The sequence below is a fragment of the Protofrankia sp. Cas8 genome, from assembly GCF_963555845.1.
Taxonomy (GTDB): domain Bacteria; phylum Actinomycetota; class Actinomycetes; order Frankiales; family Frankiaceae; genus Protofrankia.
Map to the genome: position 1 here is coordinate 2,940 of NZ_CAUVXI010000316.1, position 1,522 is coordinate 4,461.

General features: G+C 64.7%; 2 protein-coding genes. One reads left to right on the forward strand and one right to left on the reverse strand.

Annotation, left to right across the window (positions count from 1 at the left end):
* Positions 1-794 (reverse strand): phosphotransferase (locus U9977_RS26045; protein WP_416210786.1); only part of this gene is annotated, 794 nt, incomplete at its 3' end.
* Positions 795-1,333: 539 nt separating this feature from the next.
* Here U9977_RS26045 and U9977_RS26050 point away from each other — a divergent pair.
* Positions 1,334-1,522 (forward strand): type II toxin-antitoxin system RelE/ParE family toxin (locus U9977_RS26050; RefSeq protein ID WP_416210787.1); only part of this gene is annotated, 189 nt, incomplete at its 3' end.

Below are 1,522 nucleotides of genomic sequence, written 5' to 3' on the forward strand. Positions count from 1 at the left end.
AGCGCGTCGCCTCGTAGCAGCCAGCCTGCACACGCGGCGATGAGATCGTTCGGGACATCGATACCGGTCTCCTGGAGCCACGCCGCGCCGTAGGCGGCCTCTGCCGCCTCCAGCAGGTGCTGGGGCGGGGCGGTGACGCACCAGCAGGTCGGGAACCCGATGCGTAAGTATGCGAGTTCCGTGAGCCCGTTGCCTAACGCTGCTTGTTCGAAGTCGATGAACCTGACACCGCTGCTGGTGTGCATGTCGTTGCCGGGGCAAGGGTCGCCGTGCAGCAGGGCATGGCCCGGCGAGCGGACCAGGCGGTTCACGATGTCGTCCAGCTCGGTTCGTACTCCGGAGGGCACTGCGACGCCGAGCGCTTGGGCAAGCCCGAGGAAGGAGTCAACGTCGTCGTGGGTCGGGCCTGACCAGACACGGAGGACCCCTGCGTCCTTGGCTCCGGTGGCGGCGTGGAGCCGCGCCAGCGCCTCGGCGTAGTCGACCACCCAGTCCTCGCGCGGCTGCTGATGTTCCAAGTGCTCCAGGACCAGGACTCGTTGGTCCGGATCAGCGCCGAGGAGCATCGGCACCACAGGCGGGTCGACCCGGGACGCGAGCTTCAGCGCGGCCACCTCACGGGCGTACCTCTCGGGGGCATCGGGCGCATCGATGAGCTGCTTGACCACGACGGGTGTTCCGGACAGCTCCACGCGCCAAACCCGTGATCGCGGGCTGCTGCCCAGTCGGCGAGCCCGCCGGGGTGAGCCCAGCTCCGCCCGCAGCTCTTCCCCAATTGGCAACCGTAACCACATGGCCTCATCCTTTCGAGTGGGCGTTGGGGATCGCTGAGGCGGTCTCCGGCCCCGACCACCCGAACTGCCAGACGATCCGCCGTAATCTCGTAGGAAAAGGCGGTTCGTCCGTAGATGTCCGTGGACGTCCGCCGTGTCGGCGTGACCTGCGCTCGCCGTCCGCCGGTGTTCGTACTCGTCGGCCAACGTCCGCCGGCTTGGGTACACCAATGGGTACACGGACACGGACACGGACACGGACACGGACACGGATCGGAGCAGCCACGGCCTCGCTCGGGCAGGCCCATCCACCGGCCACCCCTCCGGTACACAGCAACAGGATGAGCACCATGATCGCACCAATTTCGATCTTCGTGCGGTACGACATGACCTTGGATATTTTTCCGGTGACCACTCACCGGCACAACGTTGAAGACATATGTTGTCACCGTTATAATTTTGATCGTAAGGAGTGTCGATGACCTGGTCGATCGTCGTGGTGGAAGCCAGCCCGCTCATGGCTGCATATGCTCCGTCACGCAGATCGACAGACGCTGATATTGATCAGTCAAGCCATCGAAGCACTGCGGATCGAGGGACCGGCTCTTGGCCGCCCCCTCGTGGACACGATCAAAGGTTCGACGTTACCCAACCTCAAGGAACTGCGACCCGGATCAGTCGGGCCGAGCGAGGTCCGGCTGCTGTTCGTGTTCGATCCGGAGCGACAGGCAGTAATCCTGACAGGTGGA